22 protein-coding genes are annotated in these 21,610 nt (G+C 72.7%); 13 read left to right on the forward strand and 9 right to left on the reverse strand.

The genetic code is table 11. From position 1 onward, the window contains the following. The first annotated feature begins 145 nt into the window (after positions 1-145). The 5 genes from AB0H71_RS12980 to AB0H71_RS13000 all read left to right on the forward strand — a co-directional run bounded on the left by AB0H71_RS12980 (position 146) and on the right by AB0H71_RS13000 (position 5,912). The gene (locus AB0H71_RS12980; protein ID WP_357019053.1) at positions 146-2,086 is read left to right on the forward strand and encodes an AMP-binding protein; all 1,941 of its coding nucleotides are present in this window, start codon (positions 146-148) and stop codon (positions 2,084-2,086) included. Between the two features lie 138 nt (positions 2,087-2,224). Continuing rightward, positions 2,225-2,614 carry a hemophore-related protein gene (locus AB0H71_RS12985; protein WP_357019056.1) on the forward strand — a complete coding sequence of 130 codons (390 nt, stop codon included), beginning with the start codon at positions 2,225-2,227 and terminating at the stop codon, positions 2,612-2,614. A 62-nt stretch (positions 2,615-2,676) separates the two neighbouring features. After that, positions 2,677-3,372, forward strand: a complete 696-nt coding sequence (locus tag AB0H71_RS12990) for a response regulator transcription factor (protein ID WP_357019059.1) — start codon at positions 2,677-2,679, stop codon at positions 3,370-3,372. Further along, positions 3,369-4,706, forward strand: a complete 1,338-nt coding sequence (locus AB0H71_RS12995; protein ID WP_357019062.1) for a HAMP domain-containing sensor histidine kinase — start codon at positions 3,369-3,371, stop codon at positions 4,704-4,706. Before AB0H71_RS12990 ends, AB0H71_RS12995 begins: the two co-directional genes overlap by 4 nt. 54 nt (positions 4,707-4,760) lie before the next feature. After that, on the forward strand, positions 4,761-5,912 hold the full coding sequence (locus tag AB0H71_RS13000; RefSeq protein WP_357019065.1) for a hypothetical protein: 1,152 nt from the start codon (positions 4,761-4,763) through the stop codon (positions 5,910-5,912). A 203-nt stretch (positions 5,913-6,115) separates the two neighbouring features. On the opposite strand, the gene AB0H71_RS13005 is transcribed toward AB0H71_RS13000, so the two are convergent. The 4 genes from AB0H71_RS13005 to pdxH form a co-directional block, all read right to left on the reverse strand. Then, a complete protein-coding gene (locus AB0H71_RS13005) occupies positions 6,116-6,475 on the reverse strand; it encodes an FKBP-type peptidyl-prolyl cis-trans isomerase (RefSeq protein WP_357019067.1) in 360 nt (119 codons plus the stop codon). Positions 6,476-6,497: 22 nt separating this feature from the next. After that, positions 6,498-7,811, reverse strand: coding sequence for a citrate synthase (locus AB0H71_RS13010; RefSeq protein WP_357019070.1), 1,314 nt, complete (start codon positions 7,809-7,811; stop codon positions 6,498-6,500). A 162-nt stretch (positions 7,812-7,973) separates the two neighbouring features. Then, the gene (locus AB0H71_RS13015; protein WP_357019073.1) at positions 7,974-9,257 is read right to left on the reverse strand and encodes an MFS transporter; all 1,284 of its coding nucleotides are present in this window, start codon (positions 9,255-9,257) and stop codon (positions 7,974-7,976) included. A 25-nt stretch (positions 9,258-9,282) separates the two neighbouring features. Continuing rightward, a complete protein-coding gene (gene pdxH, locus AB0H71_RS13020; RefSeq protein ID WP_357019076.1) occupies positions 9,283-9,966 on the reverse strand; it encodes a pyridoxamine 5'-phosphate oxidase in 684 nt (227 codons plus the stop codon). A 112-nt stretch (positions 9,967-10,078) separates the two neighbouring features. Here pdxH and AB0H71_RS13025 point away from each other — a divergent pair, with 112 nt between their 5' ends. Beyond that, entirely contained in the window at positions 10,079-11,206 is a 1,128-nt protein-coding gene (locus AB0H71_RS13025) for a citrate synthase 2 (protein WP_357019079.1), read from the forward strand. Between the two features lie 9 nt (positions 11,207-11,215). Here AB0H71_RS13025 and AB0H71_RS13030 read toward each other — a convergent pair whose 3' ends face one another. Next, a complete protein-coding gene (locus AB0H71_RS13030) occupies positions 11,216-11,860 on the reverse strand; it encodes a hypothetical protein (RefSeq protein ID WP_357019082.1) in 645 nt (214 codons plus the stop codon). 63 nt (positions 11,861-11,923) lie between these two features. On the opposite strand from AB0H71_RS13030, the gene serC reads away from it, so the two are divergent. From serC to AB0H71_RS13045, 3 genes are all read left to right on the forward strand, one after another. Continuing rightward, positions 11,924-13,048, forward strand: coding sequence for a phosphoserine transaminase (gene serC, locus AB0H71_RS13035; RefSeq protein WP_357019085.1), 1,125 nt, complete (start codon positions 11,924-11,926; stop codon positions 13,046-13,048). 145 nt (positions 13,049-13,193) lie between these two features. Further along, the gene (gene sepH, locus AB0H71_RS13040) at positions 13,194-14,270 is read left to right on the forward strand and encodes a septation protein SepH (protein WP_357019088.1); all 1,077 of its coding nucleotides are present in this window, start codon (positions 13,194-13,196) and stop codon (positions 14,268-14,270) included. A gap of 102 nt (positions 14,271-14,372) precedes the next feature. Beyond that, the gene (locus AB0H71_RS13045) at positions 14,373-15,146 is read left to right on the forward strand and encodes a hypothetical protein (RefSeq protein WP_357019091.1); all 774 of its coding nucleotides are present in this window, start codon (positions 14,373-14,375) and stop codon (positions 15,144-15,146) included. Between the two features lie 114 nt (positions 15,147-15,260). Here AB0H71_RS13045 and AB0H71_RS13050 read toward each other — a convergent pair whose 3' ends face one another. Beyond that, positions 15,261-15,548 carry a DUF2537 domain-containing protein gene (locus AB0H71_RS13050; protein ID WP_357019094.1) on the reverse strand — a complete coding sequence of 96 codons (288 nt, stop codon included), beginning with the start codon at positions 15,546-15,548 and terminating at the stop codon, positions 15,261-15,263. Beyond that, positions 15,545-16,348 carry an RNA methyltransferase gene (locus tag AB0H71_RS13055; protein ID WP_357019097.1) on the reverse strand — a complete coding sequence of 268 codons (804 nt, stop codon included), beginning with the start codon at positions 16,346-16,348 and terminating at the stop codon, positions 15,545-15,547. Before AB0H71_RS13055 ends, AB0H71_RS13050 begins: the two co-directional genes overlap by 4 nt. A 76-nt stretch (positions 16,349-16,424) precedes the next feature. On the opposite strand from AB0H71_RS13055, the gene AB0H71_RS13060 reads away from it, so the two are divergent. Together AB0H71_RS13060 and AB0H71_RS13065 are read left to right on the forward strand one after the other, a co-directional pair. Next, positions 16,425-17,615 carry a GNAT family N-acetyltransferase gene (locus AB0H71_RS13060; protein WP_357019100.1) on the forward strand — a complete coding sequence of 397 codons (1,191 nt, stop codon included), beginning with the start codon at positions 16,425-16,427 and terminating at the stop codon, positions 17,613-17,615. A gap of 32 nt (positions 17,616-17,647) precedes the next feature. After that, positions 17,648-18,064, forward strand: coding sequence for a YccF domain-containing protein (locus AB0H71_RS13065; RefSeq protein ID WP_357019103.1), 417 nt, complete (start codon positions 17,648-17,650; stop codon positions 18,062-18,064). Here the strand turns inward: AB0H71_RS13065 and AB0H71_RS13070 are convergent. Next, the gene (locus AB0H71_RS13070) at positions 18,061-18,498 is read right to left on the reverse strand and encodes a MarR family transcriptional regulator (RefSeq protein ID WP_357019106.1); all 438 of its coding nucleotides are present in this window, start codon (positions 18,496-18,498) and stop codon (positions 18,061-18,063) included. The two genes, AB0H71_RS13065 and AB0H71_RS13070, sit on opposite strands and share 4 nt — an antisense overlap. Positions 18,499-18,563: 65 nt before the next feature. On the opposite strand from AB0H71_RS13070, the gene AB0H71_RS13075 reads away from it, so the two are divergent. Then, complete coding sequence (locus AB0H71_RS13075) at positions 18,564-18,803, forward strand: DUF2530 domain-containing protein (protein ID WP_357019109.1); 240 nt, start codon at positions 18,564-18,566, stop codon at positions 18,801-18,803. A 32-nt stretch (positions 18,804-18,835) separates the two neighbouring features. On the opposite strand, the gene AB0H71_RS13080 is transcribed toward AB0H71_RS13075, so the two are convergent. Further along, positions 18,836-20,869, reverse strand: coding sequence for a neutral/alkaline ceramidase (locus AB0H71_RS13080; RefSeq protein WP_357019112.1), 2,034 nt, complete (start codon positions 20,867-20,869; stop codon positions 18,836-18,838). A gap of 114 nt (positions 20,870-20,983) precedes the next feature. Here AB0H71_RS13080 and AB0H71_RS13085 point away from each other — a divergent pair, with 114 nt between their 5' ends. Next, a complete protein-coding gene (locus AB0H71_RS13085) occupies positions 20,984-21,610 on the forward strand; it encodes a TetR family transcriptional regulator (protein ID WP_357019115.1) in 627 nt (208 codons plus the stop codon).

Genomic DNA, 21,610 nt, shown 5'->3' on the forward strand with positions numbered 1-21,610 from the left:
CTGTTCCAGGCAAAACCGGAGGTCGCGGCACCCGTCCGGGCGTCGCGTGAAGTCTGCCACAATCGTGCTGATCTATCGAGGCGGGTGCAGCCGAGCGGAAGGTCACCGAGTAGACATCGCAGGACAGGCGAACGAGGGAGCACCGGTGAGCACCGAACACGAATATCGGCCGGTCTACCAGACCAGCCTGGTGGATCCCGCGGAGTTCTGGGCGGCGGCCGCCGAGCATGTCGAGTGGGAGGTCCCGCCCGGCAAGATCGTCGAGCCCGCGCACAAGCCGGTCGCCGAATGGTTCCCGGACGCCACCCTGAACACCTCGGTGAACGCGCTGGACCGGCACATCGCGGCCGGCCGCGGCGATCTACCCGCCTTGATTCACGTGTCCTCGATGACCAAGCCCGGCGAGCTGGTGAACCGCACGCTCACCTTCACCGAGCTGCTGGACCGGGTGGCGCGCTTCGCCGGCGCCATGGCCCGGCTCGGGGTGCGGGCGGGCGATCGTGTCGTGATCTATCTGCCGATGATCCCGGAGGCCGTGGTCGCCATGCTGGCCTGCGCCCGGATCGGCGCGGTGCACTCGGTGGTGTTCGGCGGCTTCGCGGCGCCCGAGCTGGCGGCCCGGATCTCCGATGCCGAGCCGGTGCTCGTCCTCACCGCCTCCGGCGGCCTGGAGCCGAGCCGGAACATCGACTACCTGCCGATCGTCGAGCAGGCGCTGGAGCTGGCCGGATCGACCGCGACGGTGATCGTCAAGCAGCGGCCGCAGTGGGGCCCGGCCCGAGACTTCGCCGAGTCCGGCGGGCGCTGGCTGGACTGGGTGGAGACCGTGCGCGACGCCCCCGCGGCCGATCCGGTGCCGGTGGCGGCGAGCGATCCGCTCTATGTCCTCTACACCTCGGGCACCACCGGCAAGCCGAAGGGCGTGGTGCGGGACAACGGCGGGCACGCCGTCGCGCTCACCTGGTCCATGCGCAATATCTATGACGTAGGCCCCGGACAGGTCATGTGGGCCGCCTCCGACGTGGGCTGGGTTGTCGGCCACTCCTATATCGTCTATGCGCCGCTGCTGGTCGGCGCGACCACGCTGATGTACGAGGGAAAGCCGGTCGGCACCCCGGACGCCGGGGTGTTCTGGCGGATCGTGCAGGAGCAGAACGTGCGGGTGCTGTTCACCGCGCCGACCGCGCTGCGCGCCATCCGCCGCGCCGACCCGGAGGCCGCGCTGGCGCACCGCTCGGACCTCTCCGGGCTGCGCGCGCTCTTCTGCGCCGGCGAGCGGCTGGACCCGGCCACCTACGAGTGGGCCGCCGACGTGCTGCTCGCCGCGCGCCCCGAGTGCCCGGTGGTCGACCACTGGTGGCAGACCGAGACCGGGTGGCCGATCTGCGCCAACCCGCTCGGGCTGCAGCAGCTGCCGATCAAGCCCGGGTCGGCCAGCGTGCCGGTGCCCGGCTTCCGGATCCGGGTGCTCGACGCCGAGGGCAATCCGGTGCCCGCGGGCACCGAGGGCAATATCGTCATCGGGCTCCCGCTGCCGCCCGGCACGCTGACCGGGCTGTGGAACGACGACGACCGCTTCGACCGCAGCTACACCGCCGCCTTCCCCGGGCACTACCTGACCGGCGACTCCGGCTACTTCGACGAGGACGGCTACCTGTTCGTGCTCGGGCGCAGCGACGACGTCATCAATATGGCCGGGCACCGGCTCTCCGCGGGCAGTATCGAGGCCGCGGTGGCCGGGCACGCGGCGGTGGCGGAGTGCGCGGTGGTCGGGGTGCCGGACGAGCTCAAGGGGCACCGGCCGCTGGCCTACGTGGTGCTCAAGGCCGGGGTCGAGGTGGAGCCGGAGGAGCTGCGGGCGGAGCTGATCGCCCGGGTGCGCGAGCAGATCGGGGCGATCGCCGCGCTGCACGACGTGGTGGTGGTGACGGCGCTGCCCAAGACCAGGTCCGGGAAGATCCTGCGGCGCACGATCCGGCAGATCACCGCCGGTGAGGACGTCGAGGTGCCCGCCACCATCGAGGATCCGGCGGTGCTCACCGCCTTCGAGGACCGGGTGCGGCTGAACCGGCCCGCGGGCGAGTAGCGCCGCTTTACGATCTCGCGACGATTCGTCCTCACAGTTTCCACAGAGACGCTTCATGGGCATGCCAGTTCACGGCAATACCCTTCGGGTGATCGCCGCCCGCGAGGGCGGCGCACCCCCGATGATCTGGAGCTACACATGACGTCCTTCCGCAGTCGCCCCGTCGTCGCCTCCCTCGCCGCGAGCGGTATCGCCGCCGTCGGCGTGCTGCTCTCGTCGGGCGCCGCCTCGGCCGCCCCGCTGGATCAGCTGGCCGAGCCGCTGCTGCGCTCCGACTGCAGCTTCGCCCAGGTGGACGCCGCGCTGCACGTCGAGGCGCCGCAGCTCGCCGCCCTGGTCGACTCCTACCCGGAGCAGAAGGCCGAGCTGGCCAAGCGCTTCGACGTCCCGGTCGACCAGCGCCGCGCCCAGCTCGAGCGGGCCATCCAGGAGAACCCGGAGGCCGCGCAGGAGGCCCAGAACGACCCGCGCACCCAGCAGCTGGCCGGCGTCCTGCAGCGCGTGGCCGACACCTGCTCGAAGTACTGATGCACAGCGACGGCCGGGTCCCGCGGGACCCGGCCGTTCTGGTGTCCGTGGAGAATGACCGTATGAGTTCACCGACTGTGCTCGTTGTGGACGACGACGAGGATGTGCTCGCCTCGGTGGAGCGCGGCCTGCGCCTCTCCGGCTTCCAAGTCCTGGTGGCCAGGGACGGCGCGCTCGCGCTGCGCAGCGTCAGCGAGCACACCCCGGACGCCATCGTGCTGGATATGAACATGCCGGTGCTGGACGGCGCGGGCGTGGTGACGGCGCTGCGCGCCATGGGCAACGAGGTGCCGATCTGCGTGCTCAGCGCCCGCGCCTCGGTGGACGACCGGATCTCCGGGCTGGAATCCGGCGCCGACGACTACCTGGTCAAGCCGTTCGTGCTGGCCGAGCTGGTGGCCCGGATCCGGGCGCTGCTGCGCCGCCGCACCGACCCGGTGGTCCCCTCCGCGCCGGGCGCGATCACCATCGGCCCGCTGGAGGTGGATGTCGCCGGCTACCGCGCGCTGCTGCACGGCACCGAGATCGAGCTCACCAAGCGGGAATTCGAGCTGCTCTCCACGCTGGCCAGGAATACCGGCGTGGTGCTGAGCCGGGAGCGGCTGCTGGAGCTGGTCTGGGGCTACGACTTCGTGGCCGACACCAATGTGGTCGATGTCTTCGTCGGCTACCTGCGCCGCAAGCTGGAGGCGGACGGCACCCCGCGGCTGCTGCACACCATTCGCGGCGTCGGCTTCGTGCTGCGCCCACCCCGGTGAAACGCTCCTTCTCGCTCCGCACCCGGGTCGCGGGCTCGGCCGCCGCGGGGGCGATCGTGGTGGTGACGCTGATCAGCCTGATCAGCCTGCGCGCCATCGAGCGCAACAATCTGCAGCAGATCGACCAGCAGCTCGGCATCGCCTCCCGCATCATCCTGATCGAGCCGGTGGTCGCGGTGAACTTCCTCGGGCTGATCGGGCTCGGCGCCGATCTCTCGGTGACCGTGCGGGACGGCGGCACCGTCACCGCGGCCAGCCCGCCGCAACTGCCGGAGCTCCCGCTCGGCTCGCGCACCGAGGAGGTCGGCGGGGTGCCCTACCGGGTGCTCACCACCTCGGCGAATCAGCCCGACGGCCGGGTGGTGGCGATCGGCATCCCGGCCGCCGACGCCGCCGAACTCACCGCGCAGCAGCAGCGCTGGGTGCTCGGCGGCGCCCTGCTCGCCATCGCCGCCGCGGCGGCGCTCGGCTGGCTGCTCGCCGGGGCCGCCGTGCGGCCGATCACCCGGCTCACCAGGCAGGTCAGCGCGCGCAGCGCGTTCGGGGACCCGGATGCCGCGCACCCGGTGGCCGCGGGCGGGGTGCACGAGGCGGAGCGGCTCGCCGACGCGGTGAACACCATGCTGGAGCGGGTGGATCGGGCCCAGGCCGAGACCGCCGCCGCGCTGGAGACGGCGCGCGATTTCGCCGCCGTGGCCGCGCACGAGCTGCGCACCCCGCTCACCGCCATGCGCACCGACCTGGAGGTGCTGCGCACCCTCGACCTGGACGACGCGCAGCGCGCCGAGATCCTGGCCGACCTGCAGCGCGGCCAGACCCGGGTGGAGACCACGCTGGCCGCGCTGGAGCGGCTGGCCACCGGCGACCTGGTGCAGGACCGCGACCACGTGGCCACCGACGTCGCCGAGCTCTGCGACCAGGCCGCGCACGACGCCATGCGGCACTTCCCCGGGCTGAAGGTGCGGATCGAGACCGACGCCGAGCTGGTCACCACCGGGCTGCCCGCCGGGCTCCGGCTGGCGGTGGACAACGCGCTGGCCAACTCGGTGCGGCACGGCGGCGCCTCCGAGGCGCTGGTCGCGGCGCACCGGCGGGCGGACGGGCACATCGTGCTGACCGTCGACGACAATGGCAGCGGGCTGCCGGAGGCGGAGCGCGAGCGGGTGTTCGCCCGGTTCTTCCGGGGCAGCGCGGCGGGCAAGGGCGGGTCAGGGCTCGGGCTGGCGCTGGTGGCGCAGCAGGCCCGATTGCACCGGGGGCGGGCGTATTTCGACGACGGCGTGCTCGGCGGGGTGCGGCTGGTGCTGGATCTGCCGCCGCGCGAACCTCACTGAACTCTCAGAGTTCTGCTGCGGTACAGCCAGATTCGGTGGCTACGGTCGGGGTCCGTGAAGATTCTCCGGCTCCCCCTGCTGCTCACCGGTGTTCTGCTGACGGGCGCCGTCGCCTGCGCCGGTCCGGATTCCGCGCCGACCGGGATCGCGCTGGTCAATGCCGATACCGGGCCGACCGGGGCGAAGATCGCGCAGCAGCTGACCCAGGACGGGGGCGGGTACAGCTGGACCGCTGTCGCGCCCGGTGAGGTGGACGCGGGCGACTTCGCCGCGGTGGTGACGCTGCCCGCCGATCTCACCGAGGCGATGGGCACGCTGGCCTCCGATCGGCCGCATCGGGCCACGGTGAACGTGCGGTCGCACCCGGACGCCGACGGTGCCTTCGTGGACGGGGCGGTCGATCTGGTGACGCATCGGATCGGCGCGGCGGGGGTGGACGCGGCGCTGGCCGCCACCGCGAATGCGCGCAGCCGGATGACCGGGGTGCAGTTCACGGCGCAGCTGCTCAATGCCGGGGTGGATGCGGCGGCGACCGGTGCCGAGCAGTTCAGCGGGGGTGCGGAGCAGCTGCTCGGGTTCCTGGATTTCGCGAAAACCGGTGCGGCGTCGCTCACCTCGGCCGTCGAGCTGCTGAACGAGACGGTGGACGGGGCGGCGGCGCAGGCGGATCAGCTCGCCGGTGCGCTGGACACCACCGGGGTCACCATCGCGCAGGTGGAGGGGACCGCCACCACCGTCGGCACCGGGCTCGACCAGGTGTTGCCGCTGCTGCGGGCACTGCCCTTCGCGGACGATCCGGCGCTGGCGGAGATCATCGGCAAGCTGGAGGGGTTGCGCGGGATCGCCGCCCAGGCCGGGACCCAGCTCACCGGCCTCGGTGAGCTGGTCGGCGGCGCCGTCGACCCCGAGACAGACCTCGGCACGCTACTCCGCACCGTCGTCGCCCGCCTCCGAGACGCCAGCGCCCAGCTCGGCCAGGGCGCCGAACTCGCCAAGGACCTTCCCCGCCTCGCCGAACAGGGCGGTGCCCAGCTCCTCGACGCCATCGCCCAGCTCACCGCGGGCATCACCCAGCTCCGCACCGTCGTCGGCAACCTCAACACCCAAACCGACGCCGCCGTCTCCGCCCTCCCACCCCGCCCCGCCGCCCAGCAGTCCGCCATCGCCCTAGCCCTCACCGACCCCGTCGAGGTAGTCCGCGACTGACCCCGAGTCCGGCGGGTAAAAAGGGGGAATGCACCCCCTCCGGGGGTGCGCCCCCTCAGCCCGCCGTCAGCGGACGCACCCCCGGCGAGGGCGCCGAATCTGGCATCAGCCCGCCGTCGAGGGGGCGCACCCCCGGAGGGGGTGCAAACCCCTTGGAACGGCACATGGCCCGCCACGTCAGTGGCGGGCCATGTGGCGAGAGATCAGTTGGCGTTCAGCAGGTCGATGACGAAGACCAGCGTCTTGCCGGACAGCTGATGCCCACCCCCGGCGGGCCCATACGCCAGCTCCGGCGGAATCGTGAGCTGCCGCCGCCCACCCACCTTCATGCCGGGAATCCCGTCCTGCCACCCCTGGATCAGCCCGCGCAGCGGGAAGGTGATCGACTCGCCGCGGGTCCACGAGGAGTCGAACTCCTCGCCGGAATCGAACTCGACGCCGACGTAGTGCACTTCCACGGTCCCACCGGGCACCGCTTCCTGCCCGGAGCCCTCGATGATGTCCTTGATCACGAGCTCGGTGGGCGCAGGGCCGGCCTGGAATTCGATCTCCGGCTTGGTCATTCGCTATCCCCTTCGATAGTTGTCAGCGGGTGGTGATGTCGTTGTAGTCGCGGGCGCCGTACCCGGTGTAGATCTGCCGCGGACGGCCGATCTTCAGCGGCTCGCTGTGCATCTCGCGCCAGTGCGCGATCCAGCCGGGCAGCCTGCCCATGGCGAAGAGCACGGTGAACATGCGGGTCGGGAAGCCCATGGCCTTGTAGACGACGCCGGTGTAGAAGTCGACGTTCGGGTACAGCTTGCGCTCGACGAAGTAGTCGTCGGTGAGCGCCGCCTCCTCCAGGGCCTGCGCGATGTCGAAGAGCTCGTCGCCGCCGCCGATCTTGCTCAGGATGCGGTCGGCGTGCTTCTTGGCGAGCGCGGCGCGCGGGTCGTAGTTGCGGTAGACGCGGTGCCCGAAGCCCATGAGCTTCACCCCGTCTTCCTTGTTCTTGACCTTGCGGATGAACTCGTTGACGTCGCCGCCGGACTGCTTGATGCCGTCCAGCATCTCCAGCACGGCCTGGTTGGCGCCGCCGTGCAGCGGGCCCCAGAGCGCGTTGATGCCACCGGAGACCGAGGTGAAGAGGTTGGCGTCGGAGGAGCCGACCAGCCGCACCGTCGAGGTGGAGCAGTTCTGCTCGTGGTCGGCGTGCAGGATGAGCAGCATGTCCAGCGCGGCGGCGACCTCGGGGTCGACCTGGTACGGCTCGGCCGGGAAGCCGAAGGTCATCCGGAGGAAGTTCTCGACCAGCGAGAGCGAGTTGTCCGGGTAGAGGAACGGCTGGCCCACGGACTTCTTGTACGAGTACGCGGCGATGGTGGGCAGCTTGGCCAGCAGCCGGATGGTGGAGAGCTCGACCTGCTCGGGATCGCGCGGGTCGAGCGAGTCCTGGTAGTACGCGGAGAGCGCGTTGACCGCCGAGGAGAGCACCGGCATCGGGTGCGCGTTGCGCGGGAAGCCGTCGAAGAAGCGCTTGAGATCCTCGTGCAGCAGGGTGTGCCTGCGGATCTTGTCGGTGAAGTCGTCCAGCTGGGCCTGCGTCGGCAGCTCACCGTAGATGAGCAGGTAGCTGACCTCGATGAAGGTCGAGGTCTCGGCCAGCTGCTCGATCGGGTACCCGCGGTAGCGCAGGATGCCCTCCGCGCCGTCGATGTAGGTGATCGCCGACTTGGTGGGCGCGGTGTTCATGAAACCGGGGTCGTAGGTGACATACCCGGTGCTGGCCAGCAGCTTTCCCAGATCGATGCCGTCGTTGCCCTCGGCGGCCGGGGTGACCGTCATGGGGAACTGACCGCCGGGGTACTCGAGTACCGGCTTGGCGTCGTTGTCGACCTTGGAGTTGTTCTCAACGGGCACGGCAGGATCCCTCTCAGGCTAGGACCGTCGGCATCGACATGCGCCTCGGCACGTCGGTGCGCTTCCCCTAGACGCTAGTCGCACTCCGCCGACCACGGCGCACGAGGGTGCCCGGGCCCCCGACCTCACAATCCGCGCATCGTCACGTGAGGGTTGCCGGGCTCAGCCCGCGGCGGGTACCTGCGCGGACCGGGTGATCCGGTAGCGGAGAAATGCCGGGAAGGCGACCGCGGCGAGCACCGTCCCCAGCACCACCAGAACACCGCCGCCCGCCGCGGCCACAGCGGTACCCAGGGAGGCCGCGGCGAAACCGTGGGCAACGTCACCGATCCGCGGCCCACCGGCCACGACCACGATGAACACCCCCTGCAGCCGCCCGCGCATCTCGTCGGTGGCGACGGTCAGCAACATCGCCGTGCGCAGCGCCGCGGAGACCATGTCGGCGGCGCCGCCGAAGGCGAGGAAGGCGAGCGCGATCCAGAGCCAGACGCCCAGCCCGAACACCTGCCCGGCGAACCCGACGGCCAGCCCGAAGCCGAGCATGGCCACGCCCCACAGCGCGACGCAGATCAGCACCGCGAGCCCCTGCCGCCGGATCCGCGGGATCCAGCCGGAGAAGACCCCGCCGAGCACCGCGCCCGCGGAGAGCGCCGCGAAGAGCAGCCCGAGCGCGACCCCGCCGGAGGCCGGATCGCCGAAGGTCTCGTGCGCGATCTGCGGGAAGAGCGCGCGCGGCATCCCGAAGACCATGGCGATGATGTCGACCACGAACGACGCGAGCAGCACCTTCTGCCCGGCCAGGTAGCCGAAACCCTCCCACACCGTGCGGAATCCGGCCCGCCGCACCGCCCCGGTCGGCGGGATGGCGGGCAGCCGCCAGACCGCCCAGAGCGTGGCGAGCAGCGCGACGGCGTCCACCAGGTAGAGCGTGGCGAGCCCGACGACCGGGATGAACATGCCCGCCAGCACCGGCCCGGCGATGGCGCCGGTCTGCATGACGGTCATGTTCAGCGAGCTGGCCGCGGCCATCTGCTCGGGCGGGAGCAGCCGGGAGATGGCGGCATTGCGGGTCGGCTGGTTGACCGCGAAGAACGCCTGCTGCACCGCGAAGAGCCCGAGCACCACCCAGACATTGCCGAGCCCGGCGGCGGCCTGCGCCCAGAAGGCGAGCGCGGTGAGCCCGGTGCCCGCGGTGGTGACGAGCAGCAGCAGCCGCCGATCCATGACATCGGCGAGCGCGCCGCCCCAGAGCCCGAACACCACCAGCGGAACCAGCCCGAAGAGCCCGGCCAGCCCCACGTAGCCGGAGCTGCCGGTGATCTCGAAGATCTGCTGCGGGACGGCGACCACCGAGAGCTGCGCGCCGATCACGGTGACCACGTTGGAGGTCCAGAGCCGCCGGTAGGCGGGGGTGCGCAGCGGGGTGGTGTCGGCGAGCAGTCTCACCGCGCCGAGCTTAAAGGTAGGACGATTACGGCTGGAGCCGGGCGACCTCGGGCTCGGCGCCGAGCCGGACCACGATCCGGTTGTGCAGCCTGCCCCGCCTGCCCTGCCAGAACTCCACCTCCTCCGGCCGCAGCCGGAAACCGCCCCAGAACGGCGGGAGCGGGACGTCCTCGACATCGGTGAACCGCGCGGTGACCTCGGCCAGCGCGGCGTCCAGCGCGGCCCGCGAGCCGATCGGCCGGGACTGCGCCGAGGCCCAGGCGCCGAGCCGGGAATCGCGCGGCCGGGAGCGCCAGTACGCCGCGGTGACCTCCGGCGCGACCCGCTCGACCGGCCCGCGCAGGTGCACCTGGCGCGACACCGGCTGCCAGAGGAAGGTCGCCGCCGCGAACGGGACCGCGGCGAGCTGGGTGCCCTTGGCCGATTCGTAGTTGGTGTAGAAGTCGACGCCGTCGGGCGAGAGCCCCTTGCACAGCACGGTGCGGGCGACCGGGCGCGGCGTGCCGTCCACCTCGCGCACGGTGGCGAGCACCATGGCGTTGGGGTCGACCGCGCCGGCCGCGCGGGCCTCCTCGATCCAGCGCCGGAGCAGCGGGGCCCAGCCCTCCGACAGCCAGGTCTCGTCCAGGTCACCGGCGCCGTCGGCCTGGGAGGCGGCGTATTCGACTCGCATGGCGGCGAGTTCGTCGACATTCTGCTGGTCGGGCATGGGTCAGACGTTACTCCGGGGTAGCCGGGGGCTAAGGTGCTGCTGATCCGTCTGTGCTCGGCGCGTCACCCGGCGCCGGCCCTGCGACCCGAAGTGCAAGGAGAGTCACACCATGACTACCAGCCCCGCGGTACCCAGCGACTTCGTGAGTGGCTTGGAAGGCGTCGTCGCCTTCACCACCGACATCGCGGAACCGGACAAGGACGGCGGCGCGCTGCGCTACCGCGGCGTCGACATCGAGGACCTGGTCGGCGGCCGGGTCACCTTCGGCGACGTCTGGGCACTGCTGGTGGACGGCGAGTTCGGCCGCGGGCTGCCGCCCGCCGAGCCCTTCCCGCTGCCGGTGCACACCGGCGACGTCCGGGTGGACGTGCAGGCCGGGCTGGCCATGCTCGCCCCGATCTGGGGTTATCAGCCGCTGCTCGACATCGACGACGAGACCGCGCGGGAGAACCTGGCGCGCGCCTCGGTGATGGCGCTCTCCTACGTCGCGCAGTCCGCGCGCGGCATCTACCAGCCCGCGGTGCCGCAGAAGCTGATCGACCAGTGCACCACCGTCACCGAGCGGTTCATGACCCGCTGGAAGGGCGACCCGGACCCGAGGCACACCGAGGCGATCGACGCCTACTGGGTCTCCGCCGCCGAGCACGGCATGAACGCCTCCACCTTCACCGCCAGGGTGATCGCCTCCACCGGCGCCGACGTGGCCGCCGCGCTCTCCGGTGCGATCGGCGCCATGTCCGGGCCGCTGCACGGCGGCGCCCCGGCCCGGGTGCTGCCGATGATCGAGGAGGTCGAGCGCACCGGGGACGCGCGGGCGCTGGTCAAGGGCATCCTGGACCGCAAGGAGAAGCTGATGGGCTTCGGCCACCGGGTGTACCGGGCCGAGGACCCGCGCGCCCGCGTGCTGCGCGCCACCGCGCAGCGGCTGGCGGCGCCGCGCTACGAGGTGGCGGCCGCGCTGGAGCAGGCCGCGCTGGCCGAGCTGCGCGAGCGCCGCCCCGACCGCGCCATCGAGACCAATGTCGAGTTCTGGGCCGCGGTCATCCTGGACTTCGCCGAGGTGCCCGCGCACATGATGCCCGCCATGTTCACCTGCGGCCGGACCGCGGGGTGGTGCGCGCACGTGCTGGAGCAGAAGCAGCTGGGCAAGCTGGTGCGCCCGGCCGCCATCTACACCGGCCCGAACCCGCGCCAGCCCGCCGAGGTCCCCGGCTGGAGCGCCATCCAGCACCGCTGACCGCGCGGATCACTCCGCGTCGAGCGAGGCGGTCCAGTCCACCGCGACCGAGTCGCCGCGGTCGACCTCGAAGAAGGCCACCCGGAGCCGGGCGCCGAGGTCGACCGCGCCGAGCGCGGCCAGCGGCACCGGCGTCACCAGCCGGACGCACCACGGCTTCGGCTCGTCCCAGGCCATGAGCTCCAGGTCGAGCCGGAGCACCGGGTCGTCCCGGCCCGCGTAGTCGGCGGCGACCGGCGCCGCGGCCAGCACCGTCGCCTCCGCGCGGCGGCCGTCGGCCAGGATCTTGGCCTGCCCGACCCGCCCCGATTCGGCCGGGTCCGGGACGAAGAGCACCAGCCGCTCCCGGTCGCCGGGGTCGACCCGGCAGCCCACCACATCCCCCGGCCCCATCCAGTGCAGGTCGGTGTCGGACACCCACTGGCGAATCCGCACCTCGTAGGGGTGCTCCCCCTCGATCGCCACCCGCACCCAGAAGACGTGGCCGGGCTCGCCGCGCCGCGGCCGCACCCCGAGCACCGTCGCCGAGCCGCGCACGCCGCGGCGGTGCAGCTCGGCCCGCGCCGCCTCCGGGAGCGGCCCCACCGGTAGCCCGAAGGCCCCCGTTCGCCGCCCGCGCACCCGCCACCCCGAATTCGCCGACCACGCTGTCATGGCGGTCAGATTAGCCGGAGTGTGGTCCCGGACACAGCGGTACCACCGTCTACCCTGTTGGCCATGACCTCTGCGTTCCCGGCCATTCCCGACGATCTCAAACCCGCCGACGGTCGCTTCGGATGCGGCCCGTCCAAGGTGCGGCCCGAGCAGTTGCGCAACCTGGTCGAGGTCGGCGGCGCGGTATTCGGAACCTCGCACCGGCAGAAGCCGGTCAAGGACGTGGTGGCCCGGGTGCGCTCCGGCCTGCGCGAGCTCTTCGCCCTGCCCGACGGGTACGAGGTGGTGCTCGGCAACGGCGGCACCACCGCCTTCTGGGACGCCGCCGCCTTCGGGCTGATCCGCGAGCGCTCGCTGCACCTGAGCAATGGCGAGTTCTCCAGCAAATTCGCGGCTGTCGCCAAGGGCAACCCGTTCATCGGCGATCCGATCGTGGTGAAGTCGGAGCCGGGCAGCGCCCCGGAGCCGACCGCCGACCCGGCCGCCGACCTGATCGGCTGGGCGCACAACGAGACCTCGACCGGTGTCGCCATCCCGGTCACCCGCCCCGCCGGCTCGGAGCACGCGCTGGTCGCCATCGACGCCACCTCGGGCGCGGGCGGGCTCCCGGTGAACACCGCCGACGCCGACGTCTACTACTTCGCCCCGCAGAAGTGCTTCGCCGCGGACGGCGGGCTGTGGGTCGCGCTGATGAGCCCGGCGGCGCTGGAGCGGGTCTCCGAGATCAAGGAGAGCGGGCGCTGGACCCCCGAGTTCCTCTCGCTGCCGATCGCCATCGACAACAGCGTCAAGGACCAGACCTACAACACCCCCGCGGTCGGCACGCTGCTGCTCTTCGCCGATCAGATCGAATGGCTGAACGGCAACGGCGGCCTGGACTGGGCCGTCAAGCGGACCCTCGATTCCTCGTCGCGGCTGTATGCCTGGGCCGAGTCGAGTGAATTCGCGACCCCGTTCGTCACCGATCCCGCGCATCGCTCGCAGGTGGTCGGCACCATCGATTTCGCGGAGTCGGTGGATGCCGCGCAGGTCGCGAAGATCCTGCGGGCCAACGGCATCGTCGACACCGAGCCGTACCGCAAGCTGGGCCGCAATCAGCTGCGTGTCGGCATGTTCCCGGCCATCGATCCGGAGGACGTCACCCAGCTCACGAAGAGCATCGACTGGGTGGTTCAGCAGCTCGGCTGAGCACCGCGAACAGAGCAGATTATCGGGGGGCGGGAATCTCCGTAGCGATTTCCGCCCCGCGTGTCTGGCCTCGAGAACACCGGGAGTGCACTACTGTTTCGGAAAGTGGGCGGTGTCGCGAGTCGACGCGGTAAGGAGGTAGCCGGTGCGTGAACTTCGAGTGATCGGGGTGACGCCCGACTCCACCCACATCGTCTGCGTCGACACCGAGTCCGGTCAGAAATTCCGGCTGCCCGCGGACGACAAACTGCGTGCGGCGGCGCGCGGCGACCTTGCACGATTCGGCCAGATCGAGATCGAAATGGAAGCTTCCATGCGTCCTCGCGATATCCAGGCCCGTATCCGCGCCGGTGCCTCCGTCGAACAGGTCACCCTGGAATCCGGCATGCCCGCCAGCAAGGTCGATCGCTTCGCGTACCCGGTGCTGCTGGAGCGCGCCAGGGCCGCCGAGCTCGCGCAGAAGGCGCACCCGGTGCGCGCCGACGGCCCCGCCGTCGAGAACCTCATCGACATCGTCACCGCCGCCTTCACCGCCCGCGGGCACACCCTCGACCACGCCGAGTGGGATGCCTGGAAGGACGAGAAGGGCTTCTGGGTCGCGCAGCTGCAGTGGCAGAACGGCCGCTCCGAGATCGCGGCGCATTGGCGGTATCAGCCGGATGCGCACGGCGGCTCGGTCTCGCCGCTGGACGACCCGGCCTCCGACCTCATCGACCCGGATTTCGGTCGCGCGCTGCGCGGGCTGGCCTCCATCCTGCCCAGCGAGCCGGAGCCGCAGCCGGTCCCCGAGCCGCGGCAGGAGCAGGCGGCCGCCGCGCGGGACGCCGAGTTCTCCGAGCCGCGCGCCGAGGTCGAGGCGCCGGTCGAGGAGCCGGTGCCGCAGCGGCAGCCCGCCGCCGACCCGCCGGAGGCGGAGATCACAGCCGAGGCGCCCGCGCCGGAGCCCGCCGAGACCGTCGCCGCCCCGGCCGCCGAGGAGCCGCGGCAGCCCGCGCGGCGCCGGGCGCCCGCCCGGCGTCAGGCACCGGCCGCCACCGCGCCCGTCGCGGAGCCCGAGGTCACCGGGGAGCCCGCGGAACCGGTTGCGCCGGAGGAGAAGTCGGAGCCCGCCGCCAAGCAGGCGCCGAAGCCGCCCGCCAAGCCGGCCAGGACCAAGCGCGGCAAGGCGCCCATGCCGTCCTGGGAGGACGTGTTGCTCGGGGTGCGCAGCTCGGGTCACTGAGCCCGGCCGCGCGCGCGTTCCAGCAGCGCAGGGCGGAACTCTTTCGGTACGCATCGGAGTTGCTCGCGGGTTCCGGCGTCCGTTTCGTGCCACCATCGATGGGTGACCGAGCTGAAGAGGGTCGTCGAGCCGAGCCCTGCCGCCGCGCTGGAGCCGCCGTCGTCCGGGAAGGCGTCGACGCTCTGGTACATCGACACCCCCGACCCGCTCGCGGTGCTGCGCGCCGGGCACGAACCCGACCGGGCCGCCGCGCTCGCGCTGGCCCGGCTGCTCTACGCCGACCTCGACGTGGTGCCGCAGCCGGCCGGCACCATGGCCGGGTCGGCGGGGCCCGCGGCGAACGAGGTCTTCATCGGCTGCCTGCCCGGGGTCACCGTGCTCTGCGCGGCGCAGGCGGCGCTGATCCGGCCGACCGCGCTGCCCGAGCTGCTGGTGCGGCCGCTCGCCTCGGAGCACACCTACCTGGTGTCGTTCGACAGCGCGCACGGCTGGGGCGCCTTCGCGCACTGGGAGCGCGGCGAGTTCCGCCGCTCGTTCAGCTCCAGCCGGCTGCACATCCTGGAGGACGAGGGGCTGCCGCTGGTCTGGGAGCGGCCGTACTGGGCCGGTGAGCACCCGGTGCGCTGGCGCGCCGGCGAGCTCCCCGACCCGCAGTCGCTGCCCTTCGACCCGCCCGACTTCGCCGATGCCGCCAATAACGAGTGGCTCGGGTTCCACTACCGCGCCGCGCCCGCGGAAGGGGCCTTGACCTCGGCGGATATCCCCGTCTGCGGGTTCACGCTCTTCCCGCGTGGGGAGGCGCCGGTGCCCGCCGCGGCCCCGGCCCGCCCGCGGCGCGGCCTGCTCGACCGGCTGCGCCGTCACCACCTCGGCTGAACCGGCGGCACACGCCCGCGCGGGATTCGGCCGGCGGGCGGCGCGACCCCCGCGGCTCGCGGCGCCCCGCGCACGGCGCGACTCCCGCAGCGCTCCGCCGCGCCGATGACCGGGTCAGCTCGACAGCGCCGCGCCGAGCAGGGCGATCCAGCCGATGACGACGCCGGCCGCGCCGCCGCCGAGTACCCACCGGGTGACCGGGGCGAAGCGCCAGCGCCACGCGGTGGGCGCGGCGCCGCCCGCGGCGATCAGGTTCACCGCGAGGGCGAGCAGCGGGTGCACCGCGCCGAGCGCGGCGCCGAAGGCGAAGACCGCGACCGCGGTGAGCGCGCCGACCAGGGCGGCGACGGCGATCCCCGCGGCCCACGGGGTGGGGTCGCGGTAGGGCGGCGGCTCGATCATCGGGTGCGCACCCGCTCGTAGAAGGCCATGGCCGCGGCGGTGGCGACATTCAGCGAGTCGGTCCCGGCCGACATGGGAATCCGGGCCCGCACATCGCAGGCCGCCATGGCCTCCGGCGTGAGCCCCGGCCCCTCCGCGCCGAGCAGCAGCGCGACCCGCTCCCCGGACATGGCGGTGGCCAGGTTCGCGGCGGCCGGGTCCGGGGTGAGCGCGACGGTCTGGAAACCGCGGCGGCGCAGCTCGTCCAGGCCCTGCGGCCACTCCGGGACCGGCGCGAACGGCACCCGCAGCGCGTGCCCCATGGAGACCCGCACCGAGCGCCGGTAGAGCGGGTCGGCGCAGCGCGCGCCGAAGAGCACTGCGTCGGCGCCGAGCCCGGCGGCGTTGCGGAAGATCGAGCCCAGGTTCTCGTGGTCGTTCACGCCCTCGAGCACCGCGACGGTGTGCGCGCCGTCCAGCAGCTCGGCCATGGTGAACGCGGCGGGTCTGCGCGCCACCGCGAGCACGCCGCGGTTCAGGTGGAACCCCACCACCTCCGCCATCACCTCGGCCGAGGTGCGGTAGCAGGGCACCTCGACCCCGGCCAGGTCGCCGGCGAGCTCCTCGAAGCGCCTGGCCACGCCGAGCAGCGCGCTCGGCGCGAACCGCGAGCCGAGCATGCGCCGCACCACCACGGTGCCCTCCGCGATCACCAGCCCCTTGCGGCCGGGCAGATCCGGGCGGCGATCGGCGTTCTTGAGGTCGCGGAAGTCGTCGAGCCTGGGGTCGGCGGGGTCCGCGAGGTCGATCACTTCGGCCACCGCACCATCCTGCCCGCTCGGCGGGGCGGGCGAAAATCCGATGCGACGCACCCGGCGGGCGTGCGAGGGTCCAGGGATGACCCCGCACCCCGCAGCGCGCGTCCGCCCGGCGGAGCAAGCCGATCTGGCCGCGATCCGGCTGCTGATCGAAACCGCCTTCGGCACCCGCTTCGACCCGGCGGAGCCGGAGCACATCTGGAGCCTCTTCCCGGTGGAGCTGGCGCTGGTCGCCGAGGCAGGGGGCCGGGTGGTCGGGCATTCGCAGGCAGGCCCGATGACCGTCACCGTGCCCGGCGGGGAGCTGCCCGCCATCGGCATCTCCGGGGTCGCGGTGGCGGCGCCGCACCGCCGCCGCGGCCTGCTCCGCGCGCTCTACCTGGAGCAGCACCGGCAGTTCGCGGCCGATGGCATTCCGCTGGCCGTGCTCACCGCGAGCGAGGGCGGCATCTACGGCCGCTTCGGCTACGGCCCCGCGGCGCGGGAGAACCGGATCCGGCTGGACCGCCGCTTCGCCCGGTTCCTGCCGGCCGCGCCCGACCCCGGCGGGGTGTACCAGGTGGCGGTGCCGGAGGCGGAGCCCGAGATCCGCCGGATCTACGACCGCTGGCGCCGGGTGACCCCCGGGGCCCAGGAGCGGCCGGACGCCGCCTGGGCGCTGCGCTTCCTCGACCCGGCCCGGCTGCGCAATGGCGGCGGCGACCTCTTCGCCTTCCTGCACCCGGACGGCTACGCGCTCTACCGCCACCACGGCGACCAGTCGATCGAGGTCAAGGAGCTGCGCGCGCTCACGCCGGAGGCGAACGCCGCGCTCTGGCGCGCGCTCTGCGGCCGCGACCTCAGCCACGACCTGGACGCCGCGCTCCCCGGCGACGACCCGCTCCCCCACCTGCTGGAGGATCCCAGGCAGGTGCGCACCATCGCCGGCTACGACACCCTGTGGCTGCGCATCATGGACATCCCGGCCGCGCTCACCGCCCGCCGCTACGACGCCGACCTGGAAACCGTTGTCGCGGTCGATGATCCCTTCCTGGACGCGGGCGGCACCTTCGCGCTCCGGATCCGGGACGGGAGCGCGGAGTGCGCGCCGACGGCGGCCGAACCGGAGCTGTCGATGGGGCTGGACGTACTCGGCGCGATCTATCTGGGCGCCCATCCGGCCCGCGCCTTCGCGGCCGCGGGCAGGCTGCGCGGCGCGCCGGAGCCGCTGCGCGCGCTGGAGCGGGCCTTCGCCTGGCCGCGGGACGCCGTGCTCGGCTGGGGATTCTGACCCGCCGTGTCCGATTCTGGCATCCTGGTGCCATGAAGCCGATTCAGCTGGTGCTCAATATCCTGTGGCTCGTGTTCAGCGGGTTCTGGCTGGCGCTGGGGTACCTGGCCGCGGCGCTGCTCTGCTTCCTGCTCTTCTTCCTGGTGGTGCCGATTCCGTTCGGCGTCGCCTCGCTGCGGATCGCCGCCTACGTGCTGTGGCCGTTCGGGCGCACCACGGTGGAGAAGCCGGGGGCGGGCGCCGGCTCGCTCATCGGCAATGTCATCTGGTTCATCGTCGCCGGCTGGTGGCTGGCGCTCGGCCACCTGCTGACCAGCATCCCGCTGTTCCTGTCGATCATCGGAATCCCGTTCGGCTGGGCCAATCTCAAGCTCATCCCGCTCTCACTGTTCCCGCTCGGCCGGGACATCGTGGACAGCGACCAGCCGTTCGGGGCGGCGGCGCGCTAGTCGCTCTCGGCGACGATCTTCTTCATGATGCCGACGGCGCGGTGCAGCACGTCGATCTCGTCGCCGTCCAGGCCGGAGAGCTGCTCGGTCATCCACGCCTCGCGGGCGCTGGCCTCGTCCGCGAGCAGCGCCTGCCCGGCGGGCGAGAGCGAGACGATGATCTGCCTGCCGTCGGTGGGGTGCGGCTTCCGCTCGACCAGCCCGAGCTCGGTGAGCGAGGCGATCACCCTGGTCATCGAGGGCGGCTGCACCCGCTCCCTGGCGGCGAGTGCGCCCGGCGTCATGGCGCCGTCGCGCAGCAGGGTGGCGATCGCGGAGAGCTGGGTCAGCGAGATCTGCGAGTCGGCACGCCGGCCCCGGAGGTGGCGCGTCAGCCGGACCACCGCCAGCGAGAGCTCGCCGGCCAGGGCGCGGACGTCCGTTGGCGTTGTCACAGTGGTGAACGATACGTGACCGGCAGGGGCCCATGCCGCTTTCGCCGGACGGCTACTGTGGAGGCGTGACGCAGCAGGTACCGGCCATCCCGCCGCGGCTGACCGACCCCCGCCCGGTGCTGGCGGCCGGCAGCGCGCTGTGGCTGGTCGCGACGATCGTGGTCTGGTCCGGCGGCGAGCGCTGGGCCGGGGCGCTGCCGCTCTGCCTGATGGGGTTGCTGGTCGGCGCGCTCGCGCTCGGCATCTACCTGATCCAGCTGCGCGGCGCGCGGCGCGGCGACAAGGGCGCCCAGACGGGGCTGTAGGGCGGGGTCGCGGGCCGTGCCTCCGAAGGCGCTCAGCCGACCTCGAATTCGGTGCTCGTGCCGGTGAACGGGCGGATCGTCCCGTCGGAGCCGAGCGCGTCGGCGAAGTGCACGAAGCGGAACCGGCCCGACGTCCCCGCGGGGATATCCCAGCGGAACCGCGCGACCGACTCGCCGGACGGCCCGCGCCGCCAGTAGAACCGCACCTCCCACTCGCCCTCGTTGGCCGCCCGCCGCCAGGAGCCGTCCGCCGCCAGCCGCTGCACCTCGAGGAAGGTGCCGTTGCGCCGCGGATTGTGCTTGGGGTGCGCGGAGACGAACTCCACCTCGGCCGCGACGCCGGCCGGGTAACTCGGGGCGGGCTGCACGAGCACGTCGCCGAAGCCCTGCCCGGCGGGCAGCGGGTCCGGGCCCGCGCCGACCTGGAGATTGGGCTGGATATTCGAGACGTCGCGCGGGGCCGGGCCGCGCCCGACCGGCTGCCGGGCGGCGAGCGCCCGCGCCAGCCGGTCGAACTCCTGCTGGTAGGCGCAGAGCGTGTAGCGGCCGAAGAGCGTCGAGCCGCCCTCGTACTGCTGCGCGTCGTACTCCTCCGGCGTCGCCACGTACTGCGAGTAGGCATTGGCGTAGCCCTGCATGAGCACCAGCGCCGGGTCGACGCCGAGCGCCGCCGCCACCGTGCGCCGCACCCGCAGCCCGGAGACGATGGTGAACTCCGCGCCCGCCGCCGCCAGGTACAGCTCGCCGAGCCGGACGATCTGCACCGGAAGCACATTCGGCACCCACGGCACCGGCGGCATGAGCCCGAGCGGGGCGGCGATGAGCTTGGGCGCCTGCGCGTCCGCCAGCCAGGCCGGGGTGGGGGTATCGATGCCGCCGAGCGCGTCGGCGAGCGGATTGCGCACCCCCTCCGGCACCGGCCCGCCGGGCAGCCCGGGCCCGTCCTCCACGCTGCCCGCGAAGAGCGAGACCCCCACCGCGGCGGGCGCGGTGCGGTGCGGCAGGCCGTCGGGGGTGAAGCGGCCGTCGATGCCGGTATCGGCGAGATCGACGTAGCAGAGCAGCGCGTCGACGGTGCCGCCGAACGGCGCCGCGGCGGCCAGCGCGCGCTCGGCCGCCGCGTACTGCCGCTCGCCGAGGATCCTGGTGTTGTCGAACTCGTCCTCGGTGGGGCCGGAGCCGGGGCGCAGGTTCAGGTTCGGCGACATGTCACCGGCATTGGTCTGCGCGAAGGCGGCCACGAAGCCGGGGGCGCCGTCCAGGTAGCGCACGCCGTTGCGGTCGTGCTCGAAGGTGTAGGCGGCGTAGCCCTTGTTGTCCGAGCTGATCAGCCGGTTGCTGTTGGTCATCGAGGTGTTGTGCGTGGCGAACCAGGTGATCACCCCGATCCGCCTGCCGCCGCGCACCAGCGCGAGCGCGGTCACCGCGGGGTCGATGGCGTCGGGGAACGCGGCCCGGTCGGCGTCGGGGTTGCGCTCGAAGGCGACCCGGGAGCGGTTCACGCTGGCGTCGCGCAGCTCGGCGCGGCCGAATTCCAGGGTGCCCGGCGCGAGGTCGGCGTGCGCGGCGGCGATCGCCTCCACGATGCCGTTCACCTCGGCGTCGTACACCTGCTGCTGGAAGCCGAGGATGGAGAGGTTGTAGGCGTAGTCGTGCGCGGAGCCGCCGCAGGTGGCGTGCGAGTGCGTCGAGGTGAGCACCACGTTCTGCTCGGTGTAGAGATCGCCGAAGCGGCGGGCGAGTTCGGTCAGCACGCCGCGGTGCACGGACTGGAAGATCATGCCGTTCTCGGCCACCACGAAGACCACCCGGCGCCCGCCGTGCGCGAGCGCGAAGGCGCGGGCGCGCGGCCGCAGGTGGATGCCCGCGGTCTGCTGCTCCTGCTGGGAGTAGCCCATCATCCCGCACTCCGCGGCCGGGCCGGTGATATCGGAGATACCGGCGCCGACCAGGTATCCCCCCGGCTCCGCGCGGGCCGGGGCCGGGCGGGTGAGCGCCCCCGCCGCCAGCCCGGCGACGGGCAGCGCCGCCGCACCGTGCAGAACGGTCCTGCGTGCCACCGACATCCACGTCTCCCTTCGCTGTCCTGCGAGGGAACCATACAACTGGACAACCGTCCAGGGGGTACGGACGGCGCGGTGAAATTGACTGCGACCGCCGCGACAGGTTTGCTTGCGGGCGTGTCCTCCCGATTGAGCGTCGAAGAACGACGGGCCCACCTCATCGAGGCCGCCATCGGTCTCGCCGAGAAGAAGGGCGTGGCGGGAGTGACGACGCGGGATGTCGCCCAGGCCGCCGGGGTCTCGCTCGGGGTGGTGCACTACTGCTTCGAGAACAAGGACGCGCTGATGACCGAGCTGGTCAAGGCGCTCTCCACCGAGCTGCGCGAGTCCATCGACGCCGATGCCGCCATCTGGGACGGCGCCGGCACCGGCACCGGGGCGCTGCGCGAACTGGTCAGGGCCGGGCTGGAGCTGCTCTGGCAGAACGTGGAGTCGACGCCGGAGCGGCAGATGCTCAGCTACGAGACCACCACCTACGCGCTGCGCGAGGGCGAGCAGACCCCGGCCAAGCTGATCATCGCCCGCGAGCAGTACACCTTCAACGACGCCACCGTCGGCGCGGTGCTGGAGAACGCCCGCCAGGCCACCGGAACCCGCTGGACCACCCCGGTCACCTCGCTCAGCCGCTTCACCCTGAACCTGATCGACGGCCTGGTGCTGCGCTGGCTGGTCGACGGCGACAGCGCCGCCGCCCGCACCCAGCTCGACCTGCTGGCCGAGCTGGTGGCGAGCAAGGCGGAGTAG

It is taken from the genome of Nocardia sp. NPDC050697 (assembly GCF_040654395.1).
Taxonomy (GTDB): domain Bacteria; phylum Actinomycetota; class Actinomycetes; order Mycobacteriales; family Mycobacteriaceae; genus Nocardia.

Excerpts from the sequence above, each read along its gene's own strand:
- AB0H71_RS12985 (WP_357019056.1), top strand. The coding sequence starts at position 2,225 with ATGACGTCCTTCCGCAGTCGCCCCGTCGTCGCCTCCCTCGCCGCGAGC.
- AB0H71_RS12990 (WP_357019059.1), top strand. The coding sequence starts at position 2,677 with ATGAGTTCACCGACTGTGCTCGTTGTGGACGACGACGAGGATGTGCTC.
- AB0H71_RS13005 (WP_357019067.1), bottom strand. The coding sequence starts at position 6,475 with ATGACCAAGCCGGAGATCGAATTCCAGGCCGGCCCTGCGCCCACCGAG.
- pdxH (WP_357019076.1), bottom strand. The coding sequence starts at position 9,966 with ATGCCCGACCAGCAGAATGTCGACGAACTCGCCGCCATGCGAGTCGAA.
- AB0H71_RS13025 (WP_357019079.1), top strand. The coding sequence starts at position 10,079 with ATGACTACCAGCCCCGCGGTACCCAGCGACTTCGTGAGTGGCTTGGAA.
- AB0H71_RS13030 (WP_357019082.1), bottom strand. The coding sequence starts at position 11,860 with ATGACAGCGTGGTCGGCGAATTCGGGGTGGCGGGTGCGCGGGCGGCGA.
- serC (WP_357019085.1), top strand. The coding sequence starts at position 11,924 with ATGACCTCTGCGTTCCCGGCCATTCCCGACGATCTCAAACCCGCCGAC.
- AB0H71_RS13050 (WP_357019094.1), bottom strand. The coding sequence starts at position 15,548 with ATGATCGAGCCGCCGCCCTACCGCGACCCCACCCCGTGGGCCGCGGGG.
- AB0H71_RS13060 (WP_357019100.1), top strand. The coding sequence starts at position 16,425 with ATGACCCCGCACCCCGCAGCGCGCGTCCGCCCGGCGGAGCAAGCCGAT.
- AB0H71_RS13065 (WP_357019103.1), top strand. The coding sequence starts at position 17,648 with ATGAAGCCGATTCAGCTGGTGCTCAATATCCTGTGGCTCGTGTTCAGC.
- AB0H71_RS13080 (WP_357019112.1), bottom strand. The coding sequence starts at position 20,869 with ATGTCGGTGGCACGCAGGACCGTTCTGCACGGTGCGGCGGCGCTGCCC.